Annotated in this window: 29 protein-coding genes; 16 read left to right on the top strand and 13 right to left on the bottom strand. The window is 72.6% G+C overall.

Annotated features, from left to right (window positions below; all coding sequences use genetic code 11):
• Positions 1–81 precede the first annotated feature (81 nt).
• A complete protein-coding gene (locus tag O3597_RS19995; protein WP_281602034.1) occupies positions 82–3,258 on the top strand; it encodes an NACHT domain-containing protein in 3,177 nt (1,058 codons plus the stop codon).
• A 16-nt stretch (positions 3,259–3,274) separates the two neighbouring features.
• On the opposite strand, the gene O3597_RS19990 is transcribed toward O3597_RS19995, so the two are convergent.
• Positions 3,275–3,505, bottom strand: a complete 231-nt coding sequence (locus tag O3597_RS19990; protein ID WP_281602033.1) for a Rho termination factor N-terminal domain-containing protein — start codon at positions 3,503–3,505, stop codon at positions 3,275–3,277.
• Positions 3,502–4,422 (bottom strand): AAA family ATPase, encoded by a 921-nt coding sequence (locus tag O3597_RS19985; RefSeq protein WP_164449994.1) that lies wholly within the window; start codon positions 4,420–4,422, stop codon positions 3,502–3,504. The genes O3597_RS19990 and O3597_RS19985 overlap by 4 nt, the downstream gene beginning before the upstream one ends.
• Positions 4,423–4,522: 100 nt before the next feature.
• Between O3597_RS19985 and O3597_RS19980 the strand changes: the two genes are divergently transcribed.
• Together O3597_RS19980 and O3597_RS19975 are read left to right on the top strand one after the other, a co-directional pair.
• A complete protein-coding gene (locus O3597_RS19980; protein WP_164449995.1) occupies positions 4,523–5,026 on the top strand; it encodes a helix-turn-helix domain-containing protein in 504 nt (167 codons plus the stop codon).
• A gap of 87 nt (positions 5,027–5,113) precedes the next feature.
• Positions 5,114–6,586 (top strand): serine hydrolase domain-containing protein, encoded by a 1,473-nt coding sequence (locus tag O3597_RS19975; protein ID WP_164449996.1) that lies wholly within the window; start codon positions 5,114–5,116, stop codon positions 6,584–6,586.
• Positions 6,587–6,597: 11 nt separating this feature from the next.
• On the opposite strand, the gene O3597_RS19970 is transcribed toward O3597_RS19975, so the two are convergent.
• From O3597_RS19970 to O3597_RS19960, 3 genes are read right to left on the bottom strand one after another with little or no spacing between them, the layout of a single operon-like run.
• Complete coding sequence (locus tag O3597_RS19970) at positions 6,598–7,299, bottom strand: hypothetical protein (RefSeq protein ID WP_281602032.1); 702 nt, start codon at positions 7,297–7,299, stop codon at positions 6,598–6,600.
• A complete protein-coding gene (locus O3597_RS19965) occupies positions 7,296–8,084 on the bottom strand; it encodes an ABC transporter permease (protein WP_281602031.1) in 789 nt (262 codons plus the stop codon). The genes O3597_RS19970 and O3597_RS19965 overlap by 4 nt, the downstream gene beginning before the upstream one ends.
• A complete protein-coding gene (locus O3597_RS19960; RefSeq protein ID WP_281602030.1) occupies positions 8,081–9,010 on the bottom strand; it encodes an ATP-binding cassette domain-containing protein in 930 nt (309 codons plus the stop codon). The genes O3597_RS19965 and O3597_RS19960 overlap by 4 nt, the downstream gene beginning before the upstream one ends.
• A gap of 134 nt (positions 9,011–9,144) precedes the next feature.
• Between O3597_RS19960 and O3597_RS19955 the strand changes: the two genes are divergently transcribed.
• From O3597_RS19955 to O3597_RS19945, 3 genes are all read left to right on the top strand, one after another.
• Positions 9,145–10,389: a histidine kinase gene (locus O3597_RS19955; RefSeq protein WP_281602029.1), complete on the top strand. Its 1,245-nt coding sequence runs from the start codon at positions 9,145–9,147 to the stop codon at positions 10,387–10,389.
• 86 nt (positions 10,390–10,475) lie between these two features.
• Positions 10,476–11,129: a response regulator transcription factor gene (locus tag O3597_RS19950; RefSeq protein ID WP_281604597.1), complete on the top strand. Its 654-nt coding sequence runs from the start codon at positions 10,476–10,478 to the stop codon at positions 11,127–11,129.
• Between the two features lie 93 nt (positions 11,130–11,222).
• Positions 11,223–11,756: a hypothetical protein gene (locus O3597_RS19945; RefSeq protein ID WP_281602028.1), complete on the top strand. Its 534-nt coding sequence runs from the start codon at positions 11,223–11,225 to the stop codon at positions 11,754–11,756.
• A gap of 91 nt (positions 11,757–11,847) precedes the next feature.
• On the opposite strand, the gene O3597_RS19940 is transcribed toward O3597_RS19945, so the two are convergent.
• Positions 11,848–12,636 carry a D-Ala-D-Ala carboxypeptidase family metallohydrolase gene (locus tag O3597_RS19940; protein ID WP_164450001.1) on the bottom strand — a complete coding sequence of 263 codons (789 nt, stop codon included), beginning with the start codon at positions 12,634–12,636 and terminating at the stop codon, positions 11,848–11,850.
• Between the two features lie 300 nt (positions 12,637–12,936).
• Here O3597_RS19940 and O3597_RS19935 point away from each other — a divergent pair, with 300 nt between their 5' ends.
• Both O3597_RS19935 and O3597_RS19930 read left to right on the top strand, forming a co-directional pair.
• Positions 12,937–13,566: a hypothetical protein gene (locus O3597_RS19935; protein ID WP_164450002.1), complete on the top strand. Its 630-nt coding sequence runs from the start codon at positions 12,937–12,939 to the stop codon at positions 13,564–13,566.
• A 19-nt stretch (positions 13,567–13,585) separates the two neighbouring features.
• Positions 13,586–14,050 (top strand): PPOX class F420-dependent oxidoreductase, encoded by a 465-nt coding sequence (locus O3597_RS19930; protein WP_281602027.1) that lies wholly within the window; start codon positions 13,586–13,588, stop codon positions 14,048–14,050.
• A gap of 43 nt (positions 14,051–14,093) precedes the next feature.
• On the opposite strand, the gene O3597_RS19925 is transcribed toward O3597_RS19930, so the two are convergent.
• The 3 genes from O3597_RS19925 to O3597_RS19915 all read right to left on the bottom strand — a co-directional run bounded on the left by O3597_RS19925 (position 14,094) and on the right by O3597_RS19915 (position 17,581).
• Complete coding sequence (locus tag O3597_RS19925) at positions 14,094–15,515, bottom strand: M20/M25/M40 family metallo-hydrolase (RefSeq protein WP_281602026.1); 1,422 nt, start codon at positions 15,513–15,515, stop codon at positions 14,094–14,096.
• Between the two features lie 142 nt (positions 15,516–15,657).
• Complete coding sequence (locus O3597_RS19920) at positions 15,658–16,302, bottom strand: NAD(P)H-binding protein (RefSeq protein WP_164450004.1); 645 nt, start codon at positions 16,300–16,302, stop codon at positions 15,658–15,660.
• Positions 16,303–16,348: 46 nt separating this feature from the next.
• Positions 16,349–17,581 (bottom strand): serine hydrolase domain-containing protein, encoded by a 1,233-nt coding sequence (locus O3597_RS19915; protein ID WP_281602025.1) that lies wholly within the window; start codon positions 17,579–17,581, stop codon positions 16,349–16,351.
• Positions 17,582–17,654: 73 nt separating this feature from the next.
• Between O3597_RS19915 and O3597_RS19910 the strand changes: the two genes are divergently transcribed.
• The 5 genes from O3597_RS19910 to O3597_RS19890 all read left to right on the top strand — a co-directional run bounded on the left by O3597_RS19910 (position 17,655) and on the right by O3597_RS19890 (position 20,052).
• Complete coding sequence (locus tag O3597_RS19910; protein WP_281602024.1) at positions 17,655–18,251, top strand: pentapeptide repeat-containing protein; 597 nt, start codon at positions 17,655–17,657, stop codon at positions 18,249–18,251.
• A gap of 93 nt (positions 18,252–18,344) precedes the next feature.
• Positions 18,345–18,782: a nitroreductase family deazaflavin-dependent oxidoreductase gene (locus tag O3597_RS19905; RefSeq protein ID WP_281602023.1), complete on the top strand. Its 438-nt coding sequence runs from the start codon at positions 18,345–18,347 to the stop codon at positions 18,780–18,782.
• A gap of 24 nt (positions 18,783–18,806) precedes the next feature.
• The gene (locus tag O3597_RS19900) at positions 18,807–19,154 is read left to right on the top strand and encodes a DUF1330 domain-containing protein (protein ID WP_164450007.1); all 348 of its coding nucleotides are present in this window, start codon (positions 18,807–18,809) and stop codon (positions 19,152–19,154) included.
• Positions 19,155–19,245: 91 nt separating this feature from the next.
• The gene (locus tag O3597_RS19895) at positions 19,246–19,560 is read left to right on the top strand and encodes a hypothetical protein (RefSeq protein ID WP_164450008.1); all 315 of its coding nucleotides are present in this window, start codon (positions 19,246–19,248) and stop codon (positions 19,558–19,560) included.
• A gap of 210 nt (positions 19,561–19,770) precedes the next feature.
• Complete coding sequence (locus tag O3597_RS19890; protein ID WP_164450009.1) at positions 19,771–20,052, top strand: adhesin; 282 nt, start codon at positions 19,771–19,773, stop codon at positions 20,050–20,052.
• Here O3597_RS19890 and O3597_RS19885 read toward each other — a convergent pair.
• Positions 20,036–21,043 (bottom strand): hypothetical protein, encoded by a 1,008-nt coding sequence (locus O3597_RS19885; RefSeq protein WP_164450010.1) that lies wholly within the window; start codon positions 21,041–21,043, stop codon positions 20,036–20,038. The genes O3597_RS19890 and O3597_RS19885 overlap by 17 nt on opposite strands.
• A 91-nt stretch (positions 21,044–21,134) precedes the next feature.
• Between O3597_RS19885 and O3597_RS19880 the strand changes: the two genes are divergently transcribed.
• Positions 21,135–22,022: a sulfotransferase domain-containing protein gene (locus O3597_RS19880; RefSeq protein WP_281602022.1), complete on the top strand. Its 888-nt coding sequence runs from the start codon at positions 21,135–21,137 to the stop codon at positions 22,020–22,022.
• A gap of 75 nt (positions 22,023–22,097) precedes the next feature.
• Here O3597_RS19880 and O3597_RS19875 read toward each other — a convergent pair whose 3' ends face one another.
• From O3597_RS19875 to O3597_RS19865, 3 genes are all read right to left on the bottom strand, one after another.
• Positions 22,098–22,631, bottom strand: a complete 534-nt coding sequence (locus O3597_RS19875) for a PepSY domain-containing protein (protein WP_281602021.1) — start codon at positions 22,629–22,631, stop codon at positions 22,098–22,100.
• A gap of 92 nt (positions 22,632–22,723) precedes the next feature.
• Positions 22,724–23,992, bottom strand: a complete 1,269-nt coding sequence (locus O3597_RS19870; RefSeq protein ID WP_281602020.1) for a HAMP domain-containing sensor histidine kinase — start codon at positions 23,990–23,992, stop codon at positions 22,724–22,726.
• Positions 23,989–24,681, bottom strand: coding sequence for a response regulator transcription factor (locus O3597_RS19865; protein WP_164445917.1), 693 nt, complete (start codon positions 24,679–24,681; stop codon positions 23,989–23,991). Before O3597_RS19865 ends, O3597_RS19870 begins: the two co-directional genes overlap by 4 nt.
• A gap of 103 nt (positions 24,682–24,784) precedes the next feature.
• On the opposite strand from O3597_RS19865, the gene O3597_RS19860 reads away from it, so the two are divergent.
• Both O3597_RS19860 and O3597_RS19855 read left to right on the top strand, forming a co-directional pair.
• Complete coding sequence (locus tag O3597_RS19860; protein WP_164445916.1) at positions 24,785–25,300, top strand: septum formation initiator; 516 nt, start codon at positions 24,785–24,787, stop codon at positions 25,298–25,300.
• Positions 25,301–25,509: 209 nt separating this feature from the next.
• Positions 25,510–25,917, top strand: a complete 408-nt coding sequence (locus O3597_RS19855) for a hypothetical protein (RefSeq protein ID WP_164445915.1) — start codon at positions 25,510–25,512, stop codon at positions 25,915–25,917.
• The last annotated feature ends 92 nt before the right edge of the window (positions 25,918–26,009 follow it).

Genomic DNA, 26,009 nt, shown 5'->3' with positions numbered 1-26,009 from the left:
GACACCTGAGCCCGGTGCGCCCGGACAGCGCCACCCATACGGTGTGTTCCTGTCCGACGTCACACAGTGGAGGATTCGCCAGTGCCGCAGCTACCGGACCTGCCTTTCGGTGTGGACTACCGGGCAGTCGGGGTCTTCCTGTTGGCGGTGCTCGTCGCAGTGATCCAGCAGTTCTCCGCCGACTGGATCAAAGCCCAGCTGGCCCGGCTGTGGGGACTCGTCGCCGGCCGACGGCGCGGCATCCGGGCGGACGAGTGGCGCCGCTACCGCGCCTGGGTCGCCCGCACCTACAACCGGATGGAACTCGGCTTCGTGCGGGATGTCTCGGTCACGCTCGACGAGGTGTACGTGCCGCTGGAGTACGAGCAGGACGGCAGGCGCGTCGACGTCTACCGCGACGTGCAGGATCGGCGGCGCACGGTGATCCTCGGTGCGGCGGGAGCGGGTAAGTCGATGCTGCTGCGGCACTCGATGGTGCGCTGGGCGGCGGCGCCCGAACGGTTCGAGCGCGTACCAGTGCTTGTGGAGCTCGCCCGGTCCAACCGGGACGGCCGCACGATCCGGCAGCTCATCACGGAGGCGCTCGGCCGGCTCGACGACGAACCGGATGGTCGCCGCCGGCACCGGCGCGCCCGTCCGCTCGTCGCCGACGCGGCGCAGGTCGTCGAGGTGGCGTTGGCCAGTGGCCGGCTCTGCGTGTTCCTCGACGGGCTGGACGAGGTGGTCACCGAGCGGCGCGGTGCCGTCGCCGACGAGATCAAGGAGTTCGCCGAGCGCCACTCCACGACGCAGATCGTGGTCACCTGCCGCGACGCGGTCTACGACGGTGACCTGCGGCCGGTCTTCGACCGGGAGATCCGGGTGGCCGGCTTCGACGACGCCGGGATCCGGCACTTCCTGCGGCTCTGGTTCACCCGGCGGGACGCCGGGGGTGCCGAGCACCACGCACCGGGGCGGGAACGCGACGAGGCGTCGGCCGACTCCCGGCACGTCGTGGAGCAACTCCTGGCGGAACTGCGATCCAGCCCGACGGTGATGCGGCTGGCCCGCAGCCCGCTGATGCTCACGATGATCACCACCTTGTACGAGGCGGACGCCGGTGCCGGGCCGATGTTGACCAACTCGCGGGCGGAGTTCTACCAGCAGGCCGTCGAGCACCTGCTGCGCCGGGACCGGGATCTCGGCCGGCACCGCAACCTGGCCCGATACCAGGCCGGCCACAAGCTCATGGCGCTGCGGGCGATCGCGCTGGCCGCCCAGGGCGGCCGGTCCCAGGGCACCGACCGCCGGGTGATCGGCGAGGCGGAGGTGTACGCCGAGCTCGCCCGCATCCTGCCCCGGTTCCGGCTGGCCGAGGAGCACCTGCCGCGCATGGTCGACGAGATCGTGGAGCGCAGCGGGCTGTTGATCCGCATCGACGACAACAACCTGCTCTACGAGTTCGCCCACCTGACCCTGCAGGAGTACCTGGCGGCGGTGGAACTCGCGGACGACCCCGACCGGTTGCTCGGGCTCTACCGGGAGAACCCGAGCCGGTGGCGGGAGACGGTGAAACTATGGTGCGCCGGCGCCAATCGCGACGCCTCCGGGGTGGTCCGGCAGATCTTCGGCGGTGACGGCCGGGACCGGCTGCTCGCCCTGGAGTGCGTCGCCGAGGCCCGACAGCTCGACGAGAATCTTGCCTCGACCATCGTGGACAGTCACGTCCGGCTGCTCGGTACGCCGGCCGCCGACAAGCATCTGGTGCTGGCGGCGCTCGGTGCGGTGGCCGGTAATTCGGGGCCGTTCGGTCAGCGACTGTTCGACAGCCTGGCGCGGCAGGCGCGCTCCGGCGGCTCGGTGGCCGAGGACGCGGTGGTGGCCCTCGCGGAGTCCCGTCGCCGCGAGGCTATCGAGCTGCTCAGTGAGATGGCGGTGCGGGTGCCGGCGGCCCGTGCCGCCTTGCGGGCCACCGGTGAGCTGGCCATCCCGACCCTCGCCGCCCGGGCCGGCGCCGGTTCGGTGGCGGCCGTCGACGACCTGGCTGCCATCGGCACCCCCGCCGCCGCGGTCGCCCTGGCGGAACAGTTGTGGGCCAGGGACCGGCAGGTTGCCCTACGCGCGGCGTGGCGGCTGGCCACCCTGGTCGACGCGCCGGACGTCGAGAACGAACTGCGCACCTTCGACCCCACGGCGGCGGAGGCGGCGTCCGTGGCCGCCGGGGCGGCGCGGCTGACCGGCCGGCGGTCGGGACGGGTGCCGGGCGCGGAGTGGTACGACTGGCTGTGGGCGCCCTTCGAGCCGGGCACCCCGATGGCCCGGACGATGGGTCGCCTCGGCTGGCTGATCCTGGAGTCGACCGACGACGCCCCGAGTGATCTCGGCACCGTCGACGTGCGTCTCGCGATCGGCCTCGTCGCGTGGGCCGGCGCGTTCGGCACCGGCAAGGTGCCGAACGAACTGACCGAGGACCTGACTCGCAAGGCGCACGGCTTCGGCCACAAGCGGTTGCTCTCCGGTGCCTTCGGCGCGTACGAGATCCGCGACATGCTCGACGTGGTGGCCCGGCGGGAGCCCGAGGTCGCGCGCGGGATCGCGGTGCGGGCGCTGACGGCTCGGGTGTCCGGCTGGCGGGCCGCGTTGGCGAGCCGGCTGCCCATGCCGGTGCTCACCGAGTTGGCCAGTCGACTGTGGAGCAGCAGCAGCATCGACGCCGACCTGCGGGACTGGCGGACGCTCAACGAACGGCCGGAGAAGCCGACGGTGCTGGTCTTCCTGCGCAACGTCGCCGGCACGCTCGGTGCGCTGGCCGGCGTGACCCTGATCGGCATCGCGATCACCCGCTCGTTCGGCACGCTGATCGACTGGTGGGCGTGGGGGCCGGTGGAGATCGCGTCGCTCGTGGTGGGGTGCACGCTCCTGGCGGTCATCTGCTTCGTGGTCGCCCTGCTGATGCCGGCCGACCACGACCTGGAGTGGGTACCCGTCGTCTTCGGGATGATGAGCGTGGCCGGCCTGGTGGCCACGGGGGCACCTGTCGCGTTCGCCACCGTGGCCGACTGGCTCGGCGTCATCTACACGGGCGTATCGAGTGTCGCGCTGGTGGGCGCGATCGTCGTGCTGGTGCGCTGGACCAGCCATCGGGAGCGGGCGTTGCGCAACCCGTACCGGGCCCTGCTCGACCGGGTGCCGACGGCCCGCAACCACCAGACCGTCATCGGTCGCCAGGCCACCGGCGGCAGTGCCCGGGTGCGGCCGACGGTGCGTACCGGCAGCTGACGGGTGCCGCGCCGGATCAGCGTTGGCGTAGCGCGGTGGAGGTGAGGCGGTAGCCGATGGTGTGCTCGACCAACCGTTCGACCAGGTCCGCCTTGCGCAGCCCGCCGACGCCGCGCAACCCCAACTCCGCGGCCAGCTCCCGCAGGTCGCGCAGCGGCCAGGGGGAGAGGTACGCGGTACCGTCGGCGCGGCTGCTCATCGTCGCCAGCCGGTCGACGGCGACGGTCAGATCCGGTCGCTCGCTCATGTCGGCTGGAGGTGGTCGAGGAACTCGGTGGCGAGGCGGCGCAGCTCGTCGCGTACGGCGGGCACCGTGACGCGGTCGCGCAGCACCACCGGCACGCCGCGCGGGGTGTTCGTCGCGTAGAGCGTGACGTTCTCCCGCAGCGCGGTGGGGAAGACGGGCAGACCCAGGTTGCGGACCTGGTCCATGTAGGTCTGGTGGGTGGCGATGGGTTGCTGGGACAGCAACTGGACCATCGTGAAGACCACGCCGGCCACGCCGGGAGCGACCTTCTGGTGCCGGCGTACGGTGGCGAACCGGCGCGCGTCGGCGTTGTACTGCTCGACCAGTTCCCGCACGTTGCCGTGCAGGTAGTCGATGCCCAGGGTGGACAGGTAGTCGGCGCGGGCCGGGATGACCAGGTGGTCGCTGGCGATGATGGCCGACTGGGTGACCACGTTGAAGTTCGGCGGGCAGTCGATGAGCACCATGTCGTACGGGTCGAGCCCGTCGGCGAGCAGTCCTTCGGCGAGTGACCCGCGGACCCGGAACAGTTCGGCGTCGTACTCCTCGCCACCGGCGACGCTGCGGGCCAGGGCCAGGTCGATGTCCACGAGTTGCAGATGCGACGCGATCAGGTCGAGCCGGCCGGCGCCGCTGAGCCGGGAGTTCGCCGGGCCGGGCGACACCACAAGTTCACTGAGCGTGACCGACGGGCTGCCCTCGCGCAGGCCGTCGTACCAGCGTTTCACCGTCCGGGTGTCGCGTAGCCGCTCCCGCCAGTCGTCCGGGTCGTAGAAGCCGAAGGTCAGGCTGGCCTGTGGGTCGAGGTCGATGAGCAGCACCTTCATCCCCCGGTTGGCCAGTTCGGCGCCGAGGTTGGCGGTCACCGTGGTCTTGCCGACCCCGCCCTTGTAGTTGATCACGGACACGACGTACATCGACGTACCTCCCCAAGACGACTGACGGTAGCGGGCCGTCCGGCGAAAAGTCGATCATCCTCGACTTGCACGTAAGTACGTAAGTTCGTACGATCGAACTATGGCGGAGGTGGAGGAACGGTTGGCCGCGCTGGAGGCGCAGGTCGCCGAGCTGATCGAGCGGCTCGGCGGCGGCGATGGTCCGGCTCCGCTGCCGGAGGGGGTCTTCTGGGCGCTCGACGGGCTCAAGCAGCGACTGCCCGCCGACGGTGCCGGCGCCGTGCTCTACACCGGCACGGTCCGGGTCGGCGGGCAGCACTACGACTGGCAGTACGGGCGGGGCGTCGAGGACCTGCTGGCCGACGACTGGGCCGACCTGCCGGTCGTCCTGTCGGCGCTGGCCCACCCGGTACGCCTGCGGCTGCTGCGGGAGATCCTCGGCGGCCGGCAGGGCACCGCCGAGCTGGCTGGGATCGAGGACCTGGGCACAACCGGCCAGCTGCACCATCACCTGCGCCAGCTCACCGGCGCCGGCTGGCTGCGCAGCGCCGGCCGGGGCCGGTACGCCATCCCCGCCGAGCGGGTGGTGCCGCTGTTGGCCATCCTCACCGCCGCCGGTCGCTGAGCACACCCACCAACCGTCGCGCCAGGAGGCCACCGTGGCCGGCACGACCGGCCCGCGTCGATCCGGCAGGAACGGAAGGAGCACGTGATGCGCAAGACCTCCGTCATCGCCCTGGTCGCCGGCATGGTCGCCGGTCTGGCCGGGCTCGGCCTCATGCCCCGGCAACCTCGGCTGACCGCACAGACGACCGGCGACGCCGATCTGGCCGCCGCCGCCCGGGCGGCCGTGGCCGACCCCGCCGGCTACCGTGGCCTCGCTGTCGCCCTGGTCGACGGAGGGCGGATCCGCACCGCCGGCCTCGGTGACCGCGACGGCGCCGGCAACCCGGTCCGGCCGGACACCCCGTTCGAGATCGGATCGGTGCCCAAGGTGCTCACCGGCATGCTGCTGGCCCATCAGATCAACGCCGGCGCGGTACGCCCCGACGACACCCTCGGCGCGACCTGGCCGGCGATCACCGGTGCCGCCCGGGACGTGACCCTGGCCGAGCTGGCCAGCCACCGCGCCGGGTTGCCCCGGATCGTGCTCAGCTCGGTCACCGACTGGGCTCGCACGATCTGGGCCAACTACGCGGCCGGCAACCCGTACGCCGGGCAGGACGTCGACCGGGTCCGCGCCGCCGCGAACGACCAGACACCCGGCGACGGCCGGGGCGAGGTCCACTACTCGAATCTCGGCATGGCGCTGCTCGGCCAGGCTCTCGCGGCCGACGCCGGCACCGGCTACCCCGAGCTGCTCGACCGGGAACTGTTGACCCCGCTGGGCATGACCGCGACCATCCAGGTCACCAACTCGGAAGCGTTGCCCGCCGATCGGGCCGAGGGTGCCCGGGGCAGTGGCCGCACCCCGGACCCGTGGATCGGCACCGGATACGCCGCCGCCGGTCTCGGCTACTGGTCCACCGTGGAGGATCTCGCGCGACTCGTCGCGGCCACCGCCGCCGGTACCGCGCCCGGCGCCGAGGCCCGCGATCCGCGCTTCGACGACACCGACGGCACCCGCATCGGGTACGGCTGGCTCACCACCCGCTACGGCGACCGGGAGATCACCTGGCACAACGGCGCCACCGGCGGCTTCCACTCGTACGTCGGCTTCGACCGGGCCACCGGCCGGGGCGTGGTGGTGCTCGGCAACACCGACATGGGCGTCGAGCCCATCGGGCTGCGGCTGCTCGGGGTGCCCCGCGATTCGGCCGGTACCGCCACACCGGGACACCCCACCTGGATAGGGGTCGGGATCGCGCTGCTGTTCACCTTCATCGGTGGCCTGTCGCTGCTCGGCACCGCGCTGCGTGGCGCACCGGACCGGCTGAGCGTGCTGTCGGGCGCCGTCTGGGCGGTTGTCTACCCGGCCCTGGGCCACCAGCTCGGCGACTGGTCGGCCGTGCCCGGCTGGCTCTGGCCGCTCGGGCTCGCGGCCTCCGGCGCCGGGCTGGCCCTGGCCGGGTACCGCTGGCGACGCCTGCCGGTCAACACCGCACCCCGGCGGTGGTCGCGGGTGGCGGCGACGACCGGCTCACTGGCCGTCGCCGCGACACTGACCGCCGCCCTGCTCTCCTGACCGCCAGCGGGTCAGGCCGGCGGCCGGGCGGCCCGGGTCAGCCGGAAGTGCTGCTGGTTGCCGTCGTCGCGGACCACCACGCCGTAGCGGGACAGTTCGGCGCGCAGCTCCCCGGCCTCGCCGCCCCGGTCGTGCTTCAACGCCTCCTGCCGCGCCCGCAGCAGCGCATCCGCGCCCGCCGGCAGGCCGGGCAGATCGGGCACCCAGAGCCGGTACGCCGCGCGGTGCGGATCCGCCTCCGCCCACGGCCAACCGTGCTCCCGGAAGGCTTCGGCCAGCTCCCTCGCCGGCAGGTCGACCGACTGCCGGGCCAGCTCGGCGTCGTCCGCGTCGAGCAGCACCAGGTGCTTGCCGTCCAGGTGGACAACCCGGGTGTCGCGCCGGTCGATCTCCCGTTCGGAGCTGCCCTCCCGCAGCCGGACCTCGGCACCGGACACGGTCACCCGTACCCGCTCGGCGGTGCCGATGGCGGCGATCACCAGCCCGACCAGGATCCCGACACCCACCCCAACGGGTAATGCGTACCGGTCGGGCAGGCCGTCGAGCGCTCGGAACAGGCCCTGCACCGGAGCCCAGGGCAGGTCGGCCACCCAACCGGACCCGGCCACCAGCAACCCACCCAGCGCTCCGCCGACCAGCGGGATCCCGCCCCAGAGCACGACCAGCTCGGTGATGCCACCACTGACCACGGTCGGTGTTCCGTACGCCCTCACGTCACCTCCCGCCGCAGGGTCCGGACCAGCCCGGCGACCAGCGGCACGACCAGCCACACCAGCAGCGACACCGCGAGCCTTCGCCATTGTCCAGCGGTCACCTCGGCGGTGAACAGCGGCTCCATGGTCAGGTTCGTGTCCAGCCAACCGGCGACGCGGTGCAGCGGCCGGACCAGCTCGCCCAGCACCGACCACACGATCGGCAGCACCAGGTAGACCACGATGGCCAGCGGACTGTGCAGCAGCAGCAGACCGAAGCCGGCCCCGATCAGCACGGTGGCCACCTGGAACACGGCGGCGTGCACGAGCAGCATCCGGTCGAACTGCCAGCTTCCCGCGCCGCCGGTCGCCGACGAGACCAGCGTGCCGACGGCGGCCACCGCGAGACTGGTCAGCACCGACGCCAGCGCGGCCAGCACCACCGCGACGAGCTTCGCCGCGATCACCCGTTCCCGCCGGGGCACCAGCGCGAAGGTGGTCAACGCGGTGCGCTGGGACCACTCACTGGTGATCGACAGGATGCCCAGCACCGGCAGCAGGAAGCCCACCGGCACCAGCGACGGGGTGAAGAAGTTGGCGAAGGTCTGCTCGTCGTCCGGCGCGTACACCAGTTGCAGGGTGACGATGACGGCGCTGACCAGGCCGATGGTGATGAGCAGCCAGCGACCCGCTCGGGTGTCGACGAGTTTGCGCAGCTCCACGGCGGTCAGCCGGGCCAGCGGCGGCCGCTGCTCGGCCCGGCGGTGTGCCGGAGCGGCCTCGGGCGTGGTGGTGACGGTGGTCATCGGACGACCTCCCCGGTCGGTTCGACGGTGGTGGTGGCGGGCACGACCGGGTCGGGCGCGGTGGCGGTCAGGGTGAGGAACAACTGCTCCAGGCCGCCGCCGGCCGGACGTAGCTCGGTGAGGGCCACCCCGGCGGCCAGGGCGACCTGCCCGACCGCCTCGGTGTCGGCACCGACCAGCAGCCCTTCGGAGCCCTCGCTTACCGTCAGGCCGGCCCGGTGCAACGCGGCGCGCAACGCCGCGTCCTCGCGGGTCCGTACCACCGCGCCGTCGCCGGCGAGCAACTCGTCCTTGCCGCCCTGGGCCACGATCCGGCCACCCCCGATCACCACCAGCCGGTCCGCGACCGCCTCCACCTCGCGCAGCAGGTGGGAGGAGAGCAGCACGGTGCCGCCCCGGTCGGCGAAGTCCCGGAGCAGGCCGCGCATCCAGAAGATGCCCTCCGGGTCCAGGCCGTTGGCCGGCTCGTCCAGGACGAGCACCCGGGGATCGCCCAGCAGCGCGTGCGCCAGGCCGAGTCGCTGGCGCATGCCCAACGAGTACGCCCGCACCCGCCGTCGGGCGGCTGTCGGGCCCAGCCCCACCCGGTCGAGCAGCTCGCCGACCCGGCGCCGGTCGACGCCCATCGTCGCCGCCGCCACGGCCAGTGCCTCCCGGCCGGTCCGCCCGGCGTGCTGGGCGGAGGCGTCCAGCAGCACCCCGACCGTACGGCCCGGGTTGGGCAGCTGCCGGTACGGCCGTCCGTCGACGGTGGCGGTGCCGGCGGTCGGCGGGGTCAGCCCGCAGATCATGCGCATGGTGGTGGACTTGCCGGCCCCGTTGGGGCCCAGGAACCCGGTGACGGTGCCCGGTTCGCAGTGGAACGACACGTCCTCGACGGCGGTGTGCCGCCCGTACCGTTTGGTGAGCTGGTGTACGGCGATCATGGCTGCCAGCCTGTCCGAGCCGGCCGGCCATCCGCAGCGGCCATCGGTCTGGGCCCGCGCAGACCAAGGTCGATGCTCAGGTCTCGACTTTGGTAGCTGGTCCGGTGCCCGACCGGCTGCCTACCATTGCGCCTGTGACCAGCGCCGTCGTACTCGATCACCCGGGTCTGCTGCCCGGGGCGCTGGACCCTGGGGCGGGCCGCCGACCGCGGCGTACCCCCCGCGACTGGCTGGTCGACAGCCTCGCGTTCCTGGTCTCCCTGGCCTGGGTGGTGCTGGCCACCTTCGACGCCGCCTCCCCGAACCCGACCTTCGCCGACCGGCTGCCCCACGACTGGATGATCGCGGCCGACGCTCTCGTCGGCCAGCTCTGCACGGCGGCGCTCTGGTTGCGGCGTCGCTGGCCGGTGGGGCTGGCCCTGGCGACGCTGCCGCTGGCGATGTTCTCCGTCGCCTCCAGCATCGCCCTGCTGATCATCTACTTCACGGTGGTGGTGCACCGTCGGACGGCGGTCGCCCTGGCCGTCACCGGTGCCGGGCTCGTCACCAACTTCTTCTTCGCCCTGCTGCGTCCCGACCCCGCCGGCTCGTACTGGATATCCACCCTCTGGGGAGTGGTGATCACCCTGCTGGTGCTGGCCTGGGGCATGTTCGTGCGGGCGCGCCGGCAACTGGTGCTGTCGTTGCGGGAGCGCGCCGAGCGGGCCGAGGCCGAGCAGCAGCTACGCGTCGCCCAGGCCCGGCAGTTGGAGCGCACCCGCATCGCCCGGGAGATGCACGACGTGCTCGCCCACCGGATCTCCCTGCTCAGCCTGCACGCCGGGGCGCTGGAGTTCCGCCCCGACGCGCCCGCGCCGGAGGTGGCCCGGGCGGCCGGAGTGATCCGGAACAGCGCGCACGCCGCCCTTCAGGACCTGCGCGAGGTGATCGGCGTGCTGCGCGCCGAGACCTCGCTGCCCGACGACCCGGAACGCCCCCAGCCGACCCTCGACGACCTGCCCGCCCTGATCGCCGAATCCCGGGCCGCCGGAACCCGCGTCGACCTGCGGGAACGGGTCGCCGCGCCGGACCGGTTGCCGGTGGCCGTGGGGCGCAGCGTCTACCGCATCGTGCAGGAGGGGCTCACCAACGCCCGCAAGCACGCCCATGGTGCCGCCGTCACCGTCGGCCTCGACGGCGCGCCCGGTGACGGGCTGCGGGTGGAGATCCGCAACCGCAGGCCGGTGGGTGAGCTGCCCGGGACGGCCATCCCCGGCACCGGTACCGGCCTGGTCGGCATCGCCGAGCGGGTCAGTCTCGCCGGTGGGCGGTTGGAGCACGGCTGCGACGACCAGGGTGACTTCCGGTTGGCCGCGTGGCTGCCGTGGCCGGCGACGTGACCGGCCCGGTGCCGGCCGCCGCCGAGGGCGGTGGCGCGGCGTCGGCGGAGGCAGCCGCCGACGCTCCCGCTGCCGGCGGCGAGCAGTTGGTGCGGGTCCTGATCGTGGACGATGACGCGCTGGTACGCGCCGGTCTGTCGATGATCCTCGGCGGTACGCCGGACCTGAAGGTGGTCGGCGAGGCGGCCGACGGCAGCGAGGTCGTCCAGGCCGCCGCCGCGTGCCGGCCGGACGTGGTGCTGATGGACATCCGGATGCCCCGGCTGGACGGGCTGGCCGCCACCGAGGCGCTGCGCGGGCTGCCCCGGCCGCCGGAGGTGCTCGTGCTGACCACGTTCGACGCCGACGAGCACGTGCTGCGGGCGCTGCGCGCCGGGGCCGGCGGCTTCCTGCTGAAGGACACTCCGCCGGTGGAGATCGTGCGGGCGGTGCGCCGGGTGGCGGCCGGCGAGGCGACGCTGTCGCCGACGGTCACCCGGACCCTCATCGAACACGTCACGGCCGGACCGGCGGCCGACCCACGGCGGGACCGGGCCGCGCGCCTGATCGGGGGCCTGACCGAGCGGGAACGCGCCGTCGCCGTGGCGCTCGGTCGGGGGCGCACCAACGCCGAGATCGCCGCCGAGCTGTTCATGAGCGTGGCCACCGTCAAGGCGTACGTCTCCCGGCTGCTGACCCGGCTCGGACTCAACAACCGGGTGCAGGTGGCCCTGCTCGTCCACGACGCCGGGCTGGTCTGAAAACCGGTTTGAACCATCCCGTCGCGGTGGCCGTACCACTGCTCGAGGTGCGGTGCTCAAGCGCACCGCTACCGGAGCTGCGGGAGGTCTGCCGTGCGAGTTGATGAGCAGTCGACGGATCCCATCGATCAGATTCTGGGCGAGTTGCCGGTCCCGACGCCGTTGACCCCCGAGGACGTCCGGCTGGCCGTCCGGGCGGTGGTCGTGCACGCGGCCGAGGAGTGGCCGTCCGGGGCGCTGTGCCGCAACGACGGTGCCCGGTTCCCCTGCCGGCTGCATCGTTGGGGTCGGACGGTACTGCTGAACCACGGGCTCAACGAGCGACAGCTCGACGCCCTGATCCGGCACGGCAATCCGTTCGTGCACGTGCCGTTCCCATTTCTGATCAATGGGCCGTCGGCGGGACGTACGCCCGCCGCGCGTCCGGCGGGCACTGACCGCGCCGCCGGTTACCCGCCGCGGGCCGCCGGTCATCCGGCACGACCCGACCGCGCCCCCGGGTACCCGGCGCGTGGCCCGGCGCCCCGGGTGGCCGCCCCGGTTGGGCGTACCGGTGTGCGGGCGCCCGGCTCCGGCCGGCCGGTGGCACCCCCCGCCACCGCGCCGCGCTGGCCGCGGGCGAGCTGAGCGGGCTCGCCCGCCGGCGGTACGACGCCGGCCCGGAGCGCGCGGTCGTTCCCCTCCCGCGCCCGGGCCGGCGTCGCGATGCACCGTGCGATCAGCGGTTCCCGGCCGGGATTCCGCAGCTGGGTGCCGCCCAGTAGGTGTTGTTCGCGCTGCGGTCCTGGTTGTTCTCCCGCCGCGAGTCCACGTGGACGTGGCTGTTGTGGCCGGACACGCCGGGCCCGATGATGCCGCTGAAACCGTGGTTGCGCGCCTGTCGGGCGATCTGGCACAGCGACCTGTCCCGGGAGATGAGGTCGGCGGCGTTGCCGTAGAGGTGCTGGCTGTCCGACGCCCCACCCACCCGGTTGTTGCAGGTGCGGCTGCGGAACCCGCTGGTCACGATCAGCGGTTGGTCACCGAGGCTCTTGCGCAGCGCCTCCAGCTTCCACATGGTGCGCAGCGCGTTCTGCCGGGTCTGCCCGGTGCTCAGCGGGCCACCGTCCCACCCGCTGCCGCCGCAGCCGTCGTCCATCTCGGTGTAGGCGAAGTGCCGGGGCGTGCAGTTGTTGTCCTGGAGCTGGTACAGCTTCCGGTAGGTCTGTGGCCCGGCGACCCCGTCGACCTTGAGGCCGTACGCGGACTGGAAGCGGCGAACCGCGGCGGCGGTCTTCGGGCCGAACCGGCCGTCGAGTTCCACGACGTTGTTGTTGCCGGCCCAGCCGGCTATCCGTAGTTGCAGCTCGCGCACGTCGCTGCCGGAACGCCCCTGGTAGAGGTTGCGGTTCCAGGTGTAGCAGCCGTCGGCATGGGCCGCTGGCGCGGCGACCACCGAGGCGATCGCGGCGCCCGGCAAGGCCAGGGCGAGGGCGACGACTGCCCGTTTCAAGGTGTGTACGCGCACAGAAGTCCTCCCGATAGGAGAGTGAATGGGATGCATCCGGGACTTCGACCAGGCTGTCCCGTGGATCCACCCTCGCACCGGAGCAGCCGATTGGAGGGGATAAACGAGAATTGTCCTCGCAATTCGCCTTACCTGGGCATTGCCTGTGAATTAGGCCCGTTTTGGAAACCGGCATTCGGTGGTGAGTAGCCGTAGAGCAGCCATTTCGGTGCGGAAGGTCGCAGCCGGTGCCACGGAGGGTGATGTTCACCGGGTCAACCGGCCCGGTAACGTCAGCGCCGGTGACGACGGGAGGTGGGCGTGGCGCGTGGTGGCATCTTCTGTGTCGAGGGCCAGTGGCACCGTGACCTCAACGAGCGCGGATCCGTGCTGCCCACCCTGGAACTGCTCGAACGGCTGGGCAAGGTCCGCTTCATCCACAAGGACGCGGCCACCCGGGACGAGCTGTTCTACTTCATCGACCGCTGGCTGCTGAAGCAGTACGCCGACCACCGGCTCGGCTTCTTCGCCATGCACGGCGAACCGAACCGGTTGTGTCTCACCGACTGGCATTCGGTGGAACTCACCGAGGTGGCCGAGCTGATGGCCGGACGCTGCGAGGGACGACGCCTCTACTTCGGCAGTTGTTCGGTGCTACGCGCTCCCGAACCGGTGCTGCGGGACTTCCTCGCCGTCACCGGCGCCGCCTTGATCTGCGGCTTCACCCGCGAGGTGGACTGGGTCGAGTCGGCGGCGTTCGAGACCGTGCTGCTCGACGTGCTCGCCAACGGCCGCCGCCACAACGCCGCCGAGCTGCGGATGGGCTCGGCGCACTGGGCGCCGCTCGCGTCGTACCTGGGTTTCCGGATCATCTACGCCAACGGCCGGGCCTGGCGACCGTCGCTGCGCCCGCGCGTACCCAGCCAGCCGTCCGTCGGTCAGCACGCCTGAGTGCTGGTAGAAACGAGCGATGGCACGCATGATCGCGCGTAACACCCGGGTCGACCGGGACGCACTGCTCGAGTTCCTCCGCCCCCGGCACCGGGTGGTGCTGCTGACCACCCGCGCCGACGGCCGCCCACAGTCCTCGCCGGTCTCGGCCGGGGTGGACGCGCAGGGCCGGCTGGTTATCTCCACCTATCCGGAACGCGCGAAGGTCGCCAACATCCGCCGCGACCCCCGGGTGTCGGCCTGTGTGCTCTCCGACGACTGGAACGGTCCGTGGGTGCAGGTCGACGGCACCGCCGAGGTGCTCGACCTGCCCGAGGCCCTCGAACCGCTCGTGGAGTACTTCCGCAGCATCTCCGGCGAGCATCCGGACTGGGACGAGTACCGGGAGGCGATGCGGCGGCAGGGCAAGTCGCTGATCAGGATCACCGTCACCGGCTGGGGCCCGATCGCGACCGGAGGGTTTCCCGCTCGACTGGCCGAGTGAGCCCCGCGACGGGGCGCGGCGGAGAGCCGCGCCCCGCCGGGGTTCAGCACCGAGCCGTCGCGTACGCGGCGCAGCCGATCAGTTCCATCGACACCTGGAGCCGTTCCAGGCTGATGTTCTTGGCGATGGTGTCCTCGGGGCTGTGGTACGGCGGTTCGAGCAGCGCCGGTGACTCCTCGCCGCGCCAGGAGAAGTTCGCGCTGGCGATACCGACCTCCTGGAACGACTGGTGGTCGCTGGCGCCGCGTTGGGTGACCGGCGAGATCCGTGGTTCGTAGCCGAGCCGCCGGGCGGCGGCCGCGACCTCGTCGGTGGCCCGGTTGCTCTCGCCGGTGAACGACAACAGCCAGTACCGGGTCGCCGGGTCCCAGCTGGTGGCGACCATGTCGTTCTGGTAGACGGCGAGGATCCGGTCCCGCTCGGGCTGCGGCAGCTGGGCCACGTAGTAGCGGGAGCCGATCAACCCCTGCTCCTCCGAGCCCCACAGGGCGAAGCGCACCGTGGCGTTCGTCGGCACCGCCCTCAACACCCGGGCCACTTCCAGGCAGAGCACGGTGCCCGAGCCGTCGTCGTTGGCGCCCGGCGCGCCGATGACCGAGTCGTAGTGGGCGCTGACCATGACCACCGGCCCATCGCGGCCCGCCCGACCGCGCCGCTCGGCCAGCACGTTGTGCGAGGTCAGTCCCCGGTGGGCGGTGGTGACGATGGTCAGGGTGAGCGGCCCGGCGGCCAGCAACGCGCGCAGCCGGTGCTTCTGCGCCTGGGCCACCCCGACCACCGGAATCGGCAGCGGCGTGGCGGCGGAGCCGGGCAGCGTGGGGGAGAACGCCGACGCGCGACGCGGCTCCACCAGGTCGGCCGGCAGGAAGACCACGGCTGCCGCACCGGCCGCCACGGCGGTGGCCGCGAGCTGCTCGCGCTGGGCCGCGACGTAGTCCACGAGCACGATCCGGCCGCTGACGTCGGCCGGGTAGTCGCCGGGCGCACCCGCGCCGACGTCGACCACGGGTGCGGAGACCCGGGTGTCCAGCGCGGCCTGTCCGCTCGCGCCGGCCTGCCAGTTCAGGTCCCGGGGCAGCCCGGACGGTGAGCTGAGCTGGGCGAGGAACTTGTCGGCGACCGGGAAGGGTTGCAGCGTGGTGTCGTAACGCAGGCGGTCGAGCTGGCCGGCGATGTAGTGCGCCGCCCGGCGCTCCGAGTCGGTGCCCCCGATGCGCGGGCCGATGTCCTCGGAGAGCACCTTCAGGTGGTGCAGGGCACGCTTCGCCGACAGCTGGGCGACGACGATCCGGTCGGACGGGGTGAGGGTCGGGGGGCGGTGCGCTCCCGGACGCCGGTCGGCGACCGCCCAGGCGGGGGCGGGCAGCGCCACGGCGGCGGCACCGCCGAGCGCGACGGTCAACATCCGTCGCCGGTCGAACGAGGCTGATCCGGTGGAGCGGGACGATTCGTGCGGGGATGTCACGGTGTCGTCGTGCGAGGCCAAGACGGCGCCCTCCTGATTCGAGGTCCGACCCGCGCGTCAGGGGTGTGACGTCCGGGTCACAGAGACTCGAATCTATCCGGCGGGTCGCCGTCACTCAAGATCAGATTCGCCGCGATCGTGCTCAGTACGCGGCGGTGAACCGCATGTTCCGGAAGCGGCCGTTCTCGATCTCGTCGACCACCGCGACCGCCAGATCCTCGTAGCTGAGCACACTGCGGCCCTGCGCGTCGGTCACCGGCTGGTCCGTGCCGGTGCGGTACCGGCCGGTGCGCTCGCCCGGGTGGAACTCCAGCGGTGGTGGGCAGACGTAGGTCCAGGTCACCCCGTCGGCCGAGGAGCGGTAGACGTCGAGGGCCGCCGCCTGGCCCAGCGCGGCGTCGCGGTACTCGTCGGGGAAGTCCGGGTCGTCCAGCAGCGGCGTGCCGGCCGGGCCGAGCAGGGTGGCACCGCCGCCGACGTGGATGACCCGGGGCGCCGCCGGCATCCCGCGCAACGCGTCGAGCACGGTTCGCGCCGCGTCGGGCCACAGCGTACGGTCACCGCCGCCGATCGCCACGACCAACGCGTCCGCCTCCGGTGCCAGCTCCCGCACGCTGCGGACACTTGTCGCGTCCCCGGTGACGACCCGAACCCCGGCCGGCAGGTACGGCGCGTCCGCCTCGGGACGGCGCACCGCGGCCACCACCCGGTGCCCCCGGTCGAACGCCTCCCGGACGATCCGCGAACCGGCGGTGCCGCCCGCGCCGAACACGACGATGTTGACCACGCCTCCCAGGCTAGGGATTCGGTCGGGTGGGCGTCGGCGGAACGGCTCAGTCGACGAGTGCCGAGTAGACCAGCTGGCGCAGCTGTGGGCGGAGCGGCCAGGTGCTCGACGGCATCAGCTGGGTGAAGAACATGGCGGTGATCTCCTCGACCGGGTCGACCCAGAACGCGGTGCTGGCCACGCCGCCCCAGTAGTACTCGCCGACGCTGCTCGGCACCCGGCTCGGCACCGGGTCGTCGACGACCGCGAAGCCGAGCCCGAATCCGACGCCGTCGAGGTTGGTCTCGGCGAACCCGCCGGTGGACAGGGTGCCCAGGTCCTGGCCGCCGGGCAGGTGGTTGCGAGTCATGAAGCGCACCGTCCGGGGACCGAGCAGCCGCGTGCCGTCCAGCTCACCGCCGCGCAGCAGCAGTTGGGTGAAGCGGTGGTAGTCGGCGGCCGACGAGATCAGCCCACCCCCGCCGGAGAGCAGCACCGGCTTCTCGTACGCCAGCGCGCCGAGCGCGTCGTGCCGCACCGCGCGACCGGACGCCGGATCCGGCACGTACAGCGCGGCCAACCGCTCGGCGTCGGTGCCGTCGACGTGCCAGCGGGTGTCGGCCATGCCCAGCGGACGCAGGATCCGCTCGGCCAGGAAGGTGTCCAGGCTCTGCCCGGAGACCACCTCGATCAGCCGGCCGAGCACGTCGGTGGCGACCGAGTAGCCCCAGGCGGTGCCGGGCTGGAACAGCAGCGGCAGCTCACCGAAGACCCGGCAGGCCTCGGCCAGGTCGACCTCGGCCGGCGGGTAGAGGTCGTAGCCGGCGGCCCGGTACAGCCCGTCGACCACCGACGTCTGCATGAAGCCGTAGGTCAACCCGGCGGTGTGGGTGAGCAGGTGCCAGATCCGGATCGGTTCGATTGCCGGCACCGTGTACGGCTTGAGGGTCGAACCCTTCGAGTAGACCCGCATGTCGGCGAACTCGGGCAGCCAGCGGCCGACCTCGTCGGTCAGCTCGAAGCGACCCTCCTCCCAGAGCATCATCGCCGCGACCGAGGTGATCGGCTTGGTCATCGAGTAGATCCGCCAGAGGGTGTCCGGCTCCACCGGCGCGCCCGCCTCGCGGTCCCGCAGCCCGTACGTCGAACTGTGCGCGATCTCGCCGCGTCGGGTGACCACCGCCTGCCAGCCGGCGAGCCGCCCGGCGTCGACGTAGCCGGCGAAATGTTCGTCGATGCGGGCCAGCCGCGCCGGGTCGAATCCGACCTGTCCCGCCTCGATGCTGGTTGTGATGCTCACCCCAGGGAACCTACCGGCCGGTACGCGAGGCGCGGAAGCTCTGTTGTCGGGGTCACTGGCTAGCCTGCTGGTCATGCCGGAGCCGACCGAGGACGTCACCTTCCACGACGAGGACTGGTACGCCGAGGACCTGGCCGACCGGCACTTCGTCAACTGCACCTTCCACCGGGTGGATCTCACCGAGGCGACCAGTCAGGGCGCGGTCTTCGAGGGCTGCACCTTCGGCGACGTGGCCTTCAACGTCTCCCGGCACGTCGACTCGGCCTTCACCCGGTGCGTCTTCACCCGGTGCAACCTGTTCGAGGCGGAGTTCACCGGCTGCAAGCTGCTGGGCGCCACCTTCGACCGCTGCGACCTGCGGCCGTTGACCGTGACCGGAGGCGACTGGTCGTTTCTCACCCTGGCCGGCGGCGACCTGCGCGGCGCGCGGTTCACCGGCGTACGGATGCGCGAGACCGACCTGTCCGGCGCCGACCTGTCCGGCGCGGTGCTGACCGGGTGCGACCTGTCCGACGTGCAGTGGCGCGGGGCGCGGCTGACCGGTGCGGATCTGCGCGGCAGCGACCTGGCCGGGCTGGACCCGGCCTCGGTGCACCGCAAGGGAGCGGTCATCGACCTGATGCAGGCGGCGACCCTCGCCCGGGCCCTCGGGTTCGACATCCGCGGCTGACGCCCGTCAGGAGGAGCGGGCAGCACTGGCGGGTGCACCGGGGGACTCGGCAGTAGCCTGGTCTGCGACCGTCCACACGACCGGGAGGACCGCATGACCACGGGCGAACGGGTACTGGACAGCCCCACGAACTGGGTGGCCGAGCACATCAACCGCTACGTCGAGACCGGCGGTGCCGACGGGCACGAGTGGCGACCAGGCGTCTTCACGCTGCTGTTGACCACTCGTGGGCGGCGCAGTGGCGCGTTGCGGCGTACCGCCTTGATCTACGGCCGGTCCGGCGACGCGTACGCGGTGGTCGCCTCCCAGGGTGGGGCACCGCAGCACCCGGCCTGGTATCTCAACCTGCTGGCCGAGCCGCAGGTCGAGGTGCAGGTCGGTGCCGACCGGTTCACCGCCCGGGCGCGCACGGCCACGCCCGAGGAGAAGGCGCGGCTGTGGCCGGTGATGACCGCCATCTGGCCGGCCTACGACGACTACCAGACGAAGACCGACCGGGACATCCCGGTGGTGCTGCTCGAACGGGCCTGACGAGACGACCGGGGAGGACGAACGATGCCCGCTTTCGCCTTGGCGCACCTGCGGAACCCGCAGGTCAACGAGGATATTCTGACCTACCTGGAGCGGATCCAGGCCACCCTGGAGCCCTTCGGCGGCCGGTTCGTGGTGCACGGCCCGGAGGTGGACGTACGCGAGGGGGAGTGGCCGGGCAGCGTGGTCATCCTCGAGTTCCCCGATCGGCAGCGGGCCCACGCCTGGTACGACTCGCCGGCGTACCAGGAGATCCTGCCGCTGCGGACGCGGCACATCGACGCCGCGGCGATCATCTTCGACGGGGTGGGTCCGGGCTACGACCCCGGCCAGACCGCGGCGGCGCTGCGGGCACAGGCCGCGACCGGCTGAGCCCACGGGACAGTTTGTCCGTCACTGCGGGTCCACCGGGTCGTAACGTCCTGCTGTCCGTGTTCGACTGTCCTGTGTGGAGGCCAGGCCGATGAACAGCAGCAGTACCGTCCGTCCCGCCCCGCCCACCGGCGAGCGGCCCGGGGTGGGGCTGCGGGATATTCCGCTGCCGCCGTACGTGACCGCCGAGGATGCCCAGTTCGCCGTGCGAGCTGTCGTGGTGCACGCACCCCGACGCTGGTCCGGCGGCACGGTCTGCCGCAACGACGCCAGCCCGCACCCGTGCCGGCTGCACCGGTGGGGTACCCGGGTGCTCGCACTACGCGGCCTGCGCGACGCCGACATCGCCGCGCTCATCGAACGCGGGGATCCCGCTGCCGCGTTGCCGCCCCGACCCCCGGCCTGAGCGGCGCGCGAGGCGGGTCAGCGCGCACGGGGCGCAACCGGTACCGATACCCGCTCAGCGGGCCGTAATGCCTCGTGTCGCGCTGACATCGCTCTATTTGACGGACGCCTCGGCAGCGGGCACCGTGGGGACTGGAGGGGCCTTGAGCTGCCCCGATGTGGCGGTGGATGGCACCGCCCGGGAGCCCAGAAACCCACGAGGAGTCCCACCATGCTCACGATGACCGACAATGCCGTCCTGGTGATCCGTGATCTCGCCGCACAGCAGGACGTCTCCGAGGGCGGCGGGGTACGCATCGCCGCGGACACCAGCGCTGGCTCACTAAGCGTCGAGTTGGTACCCGCCCCGGTCGAGGGTGACCAGGTGGTCGACAACCAGGGCGCCCGGATCTTTCTCGACTCCGACGCGGCCGACCTGCTCGGTGACGCCTCGGTCGACGCGACCGTCGACGACGAGGGCGTCGTGCAGTTCGGGTTCACCGAGAAGGAGTAGACCGGGCCAGCGCGTTCAACACGTGGGCCAGATGGTGGGAGGTGCTCCACGCCATCCAGTTGGTTGCCGAGCCTGCCCCGGCACCCCGGCGTGCCCGGCGCGAGATCTCCTGGTCTCCCCAGGAGAAGCTCGCGCCGGTCGGCGGCCAGTGCGGCCCCGACACCAGCGTTCGGCACAGGTCCGCGACCCGCTGGTCACCCTGACCTCGGCGGCGCGACCACCGGTGGATCAACCAGACGCCGTCGCCGGTGTACGGGACCGTCAGGTGGCGGTCGATGGTGGGCTGGCCCGTGGCCGAGGCCACACCGTAGTCGCCGAAAGTGACGCCCAGGTCGGCCAGCCGCTGCCAGAGCAGCCAGTCCCAGCGGTCCACCCGTACCGGCTCGTCGATGGGCAGCCGGGACAGCACCGGCGGCATGCCACCGGCCACCATGCTCACCGAACGCCAGGTGTGTCGGCGGGTCCAGTCCAGCATCCGCCGGACCCGGGGCTCGACCAGCCGGACGTCCGCCGGGCAGCACACGTCGCCGCAGTCGAGCACCAGATCACACTGCTCCGGGGCCAGCCGTGCGTGTCTGCCGATCCGCTCCACGGCCACGGTGGTGGCGTCCGGGCCGGCCCGGTCCCGACGTAGCCGCAGCCGCACCACGGCCCGCTGGGTCTGCGCCCGAGCCGTGGCACCCAGCGCCGCCAGCCGCCGCTCGCCGTCCGTCAGCCCGATCACCGGCACCACCGGTACGCCCCGGCGGGTCAGCACGGACGCCGTCGTGTCGGGCAGGGCACCGATCTCGACGGCGGGCCGCAGCCCGGGCGGCAGCCGGGTCAGCGCGTCGAGGACGGTTCTGTCGAGTTCGGACAGTTGCAGGATCGGGCTGAGCAGCGGGGCGAGGGCGTCATCGAGGTGGCCGAGCGCCTCCAGTTCCCCGCGCCGGGCGGCGAGGACGGGACGGTAGACCGGCTCCTCCGCCCGTCCTCCGGGGGCGGGCACCATAATTCAATGTAGCCAGCCGATTACCCACCTCCCAGGGCGGAAGAGCGGGAATTCACCGGACAGGTGTCAACTCCCCGACTATCCTCGCGCGGTGTCTGACGCACTGACCAGGTATCGGTCCGCCGACGAGGACAGCGCCCGCTGGCAGGGCTTCCCCTTCCGCCCCGGTGACATCGTCATCAGCACGCGTTCCAAGAGCGGGACGACCTGGATGCAGATGATCTGTGCCCTGCTGGTGCTGCGTACGCCGGAACTGCCGGCGCCGCTGACCGAGCTGTCGCCCTGGCTCGACTGGTTGGTCGAGCCGCCGGAGCGGGTGTACGCCCGGCTGGCCGCCCAGCGGCACCGGCGCTTCATCAAGACCCACACGCCGCTGGACGGGGTGCCGAGTGATTCCCGGGTGCACTACGTGGTGGTGGCCCGCCATCCACTCGACGCTGCGGTCTCACTGCACCACCAGGGCGCCAATCTGGATCGCGTCCGGCTCGCCGAGCTGACCGGTCAGCCCGCACCGCCGGAGCCGGCCCACCCCCATCCGCCGGTCGGGCAGGCGCTCGTACGCTGGATCGACGCGGACCCGGATCCACATGCCGAACTGGACTCGCTGCCGGGTGTCCTGTGGCACCTGGGCGACGCCTGGGCCCGTCGGCACCAACCGAACGTGCACCTCGTCCACTACGACGACCTCCGAGTCGACCTGTCCGGGCAGATGCGGCGCCTGGCCGAGCGTCTGGGCCTCGAACCGCCCGGACCTGATCTGGTGGAGGCGGCCACCTTCGAAAGGATGCGGGCCCGCGCCGACCGACTCGCGCCCGACGCCGCCGGAGTGCTCAAGGACCGCAACGCCTTCTTCCGCAGCGGTCGGTCCGGTCAGGGCCGCGCGCTGCTCGACGCGGCGGCGCGTGCCCGCTACCACTCCCGGGCCGCCGCCCTGGCGCCGCCGGACCTGCTGGCCTGGCTGCACCGAACCGAGGCGTGAAGACGCGGGCACCCCCGCGGCGGGGGTGCCGCTCCGAGGGTGCCGGTGGGCCGTCACCGACCCGAGAGGCTCGGGTCAGTCGTCGTCCCGGTCGTCCTCGTCCTCGTCCCGGTCGTCCTCGTCCCGGTCGTCCTCGTCCTCGTCCGCCGGCTCCTGCTCGGCCTTGACGATCTCACCGGACTGCCGGTCGACGTCGATCTCGTGCTCGGTACCGCCGTTGACGATCTCGACCTCCCAGATGGCCCGGCCGTTCTCCTCGTCCCGGTCCGTCTCGGTGATCCGCCCGCCACCGGCCTGCGCCAGTGCGATCTCACCGGCCCGCTCCCGACTCACCGCGTCCCCTTCTGTGGCCGGCTGGGTCTGCGCCGGGGTGCTGGGTGCCACGCTGGTCGGGTCGGCCGTGGCGGTGGTGCCGGTCGGGCCCGGGGCCGTGGCGCCGGTGGTGCCCTCGGGGACACCCGCGGTCGTCGGGGCGCCGGTCGCGGCGGTCAGGGTGGTCTGCCGTGCCCTGCTGTCGTCCGCCGCCGTCACGCCGAGGAACGCCCCGGCCACCGCGAGCACCGCCGCCGCGCCGCCGACCGACGCCAGGATCAGGGGGTTGCGCTTCATCGTTCTGCACCTCTCCTCGGTTGTTGCATCGAGGATCGGTCGCGCCGCGATAGCGGCGCGCTGTCCGAACCCTAAGCCCCGGTTAAGACCGGTTACGCGCGGCCGAGCCAGAGCTCGACCTCTGCTCCGCCGCCGGTGCGCTCGCCGAGGGTCAGCCGGCCGCCGCTGGCCTGGGCCGCCCGGCGGGCGATGTCCAGCCCGAGTCCGGTCGACCCGGCCTGGCTCGCGCCCCGGCGCACCGAGTCGGCCGCGATGCCGGGTCCCTGGTCGGCGACCGTCAGGACCACCTGGTCGCCGGCGGCACGGAGCCGGACGGCGAAGGGCGTGCCGTCCGGCGTGTGCGCGAAGACGTTGCCGAGCAGGGCGTCCAGCGCGGCGGCCAACTCGTCGGCCGCGACGGCGACCGGAACCGGGCCGAGGGCCAGATCGAGGTCGACGGCACGGCCGGTCTCCTCCGCCAGCACCGACCAGAAGGCGACCCGATCCGCCACGGTGGCCGCGGCGTCGGCGACCACCGCGCCGTCGGTGGGGGCGCGCCAGCGGGCCTGCCGGATCAGACCGGTGACCGCCCGCTCCAGTCCGTCCACGGCGTCGATCACCCGGGCGGCGTCCTGCGGGTCGCGCAGCGACTCGGCCTCCAGGCGCAGGGCGGTCAGCGGCGTACGTAGCCGGTGCGACAGGTCGGCAACCTGTTCCCGCTCCTGCACCAGCAACTCCTGGATCCGGCCGGCGAGATGGTTGAGCGCGCCGCCCACCTCGCGCAGCTCCGCCGGCCCGGACGGCTCCACTCGCGCGTCCAGTTCGGCGTTGGCCAGCCGGTGCGAGACCGCCGACAGCTCGCCGATCGGGCGGACCAGCGTGCGGGCCAGGCGGTCGGCGACGGCCAGGGCGATCAGCACCAGCAGCGTGCCGAGCAGGGCGAGCACCAACCAGGCACGTCCCACCCCGGCGGTCATCTCCGCCCGTGGCACCACGGTGCGGATCACGGTGGTGCCGTCCGCGCGGCCCTGCACCGCGATGACCACCTCCCGGCCGTCGGCCGTCTCGGCGGTGAGGCTCTGCCCCCGCCCGGCCAGCTCCACCGCCGGGGTGCGGGTGGCGGACGAGCCCAGCACCGTGCCGTCCGGCAGGAACACGCTGACCGGCCGGGCCGATTCGGCGGCGAGCTGTTCGACGGTCAGCCGCACGGTCTCCGGGTCGGCGGTGCCCACCACGGGAGCGAGGCTCTGTGCGTCGGCGGTGGCCCGCACCGTCGCCCGGTCCTCGGCGGCGGTACGCAGCAGCAACGCCAGCGGCACCAGGAAGGCGATCACGATGAGGACGCTCACCGCGGCGACCAGCAGTGCCAGGCGGGCCCTCACCCGTCGACCTCGGGGGTGACCAGGCGCACCCCGACCCCGCGTACGGTGTGCAGGTAGCGCGGACGCTGGGCGCTCTCGCCGAGCTTGCGGCGCAGCCAGGACAGGTGCACGTCGACGGTCTTGTCCGCCCCGCCGTACGGGATCTGCCACACCTCGGTCAGCAGCTCCCGTTTGGTCACCACCTCACCGACCCGGGTGGCCAGATGTCGCAACAGGTCGAACTCGCGCGGGGTCAACTCGACCGGTTCGCCGTCGAGGTCGACCTGCCGGGAGCGGGGGTCGATCCGCAGACCGCCGACCACCACCGTCGGATCCTCCGGCTGCCCGCCGGGTCCGCGGCGGAGCACCGCGCGTACCCGCGCGTCGAGTTGGGCGGCGGTGAAGGGTTTGACCACGTAGTCGTCGGCACCCGCGTCGAGCACCCGGACGATCTCCCGCTCGTCGTCGCGGGCGGTGGCCACGATGACCGGTACGGCGCTGACGGCCCGCAGCATCCGCAGCAGCTCACGGCCGTCCAGGTCGGGCAGCCCGAGGTCGAGCACGACCAGATCGGGACGGTCGTCGAGGGCGTCGCGCAGCCCGGTCATCGCGGTGGAGGTGGCGGCCACGGCGTGTCCCCGCTCGCGCAGCGCCCGCACCAGCGGGGCACGGATGGTCAGGTCGTCCTCGATCAGCAGTAGGCGGGCCACAGCAGGCAGGGTATCCCCGGCGATCGTCACCGGCCGGCGTCGTTAACCCTCCCTTAGCGTTGCCCGAAGGTCACCCCAACCGCCGATCGGGGATAGTCGGGTGATGGGCCGTCGAACCTTGCTCGCCGTGGCCGGATGGCTGGCCACCGCGGTCGTCGCCACCCTGATCGGGCTCGCCGCGATCCGGTTGGTCGGTGAGAGCCTCACCGGGACGCCCGGTGGGGTCCGCAGCCAGGAGGAGATCGCCCGCGCGCTCGCCGAGCCGGCACCGGGTACCGATCCGCCCGGCAGCGTGCCGACCGGCGCTCCGGCCCCTGGCAGCACCACCACCGGCTCCGGCCCGGGCGGGTCGCCGTCCAACCCGGTGCCGCCGGCCGACCCGAGCGCGGATTCGGGCGACCGGCGCGGCTTCTCGACGCTGGGCGGCAGCGCGGTGGCCGAGTGCCGGCCCGACGGGGTCTACCTGGTCTCCTGGAGCGCGCGACCGGGCTACCGGGTCGACGACGTCGATCGTGGCCCGGACGACGACGCGGACGTGACGTTCGTCGGCCCGAGCGGCGAGTACGAACTTTCGGTGCGGTGCGTGGGCGGGGTGCCCACGCTCGATGTCGACGACTGAGCCACCCGCACACTCGGACGTCGCCGCAGGTCAAGTCCATGATCGATATGTCGAGTGTCCTTGATCGGACAGCCGATCGCCTGGCTACCGGCCGGGAACGCGACATACGTTCGAGGCACAAAGGGGGCTGATCGGCGCTGATCCTCCTTTAGTCGCCGCAACCAACTCAACATGCCAGGGCCGCTCGACCGGGCCGGGGAAGGAGTCCGATGTCCAGCGCGAGAGCCAGGAGCGGAGGGGTTCCCCAGCCGGTACCGGGGGACGAGGCCACGGCCCACGCCGAGGCCGAACACACCACCTGCGCCGGCGCCGGCATGCCACTGACCGCGAGGGTGCTGTTCGCCGTGGTCAGCGCCGATGGTCTCCTGGTCCGCGGGCTGGGGGCGGCGGCGGCCAACCGGTTGCGGACAGGGATGTACCAGGTGGTGTTCGACCAGGACGTCACCGGTGCCAGCCTGGTCGGCACCGTCGGCCTCACGGGTAGCTCCGGGCTGGCCCCCGCCGGTCAGATCGCGGTTGCCGGGCGTACCGGCATTCCGAACGCCGTCTTCGTGACCACCTTCGACGGTGCCGGGACGGCCGCCGACCGTCCCTTTCACCTGGCCGTGCTCTCCTGAGCACCACCGCAGGCGCAGACGAGCGCGCGGCGCCGTTGACCCGAGGGTCGAAACCGCGCCGCGCTCGGCCGTCTCCCACCGCCGCAGCCGTA

Source organism: Verrucosispora sp. WMMA2044 (assembly GCF_027497155.1).
Lineage (GTDB): Bacteria > Actinomycetota > Actinomycetes > Mycobacteriales > Micromonosporaceae > Micromonospora > Micromonospora palythoicola.
Note: the sequence above shows the minus strand (reverse complement) of the source record. Positions and strands in the feature narration are given on the sequence as shown.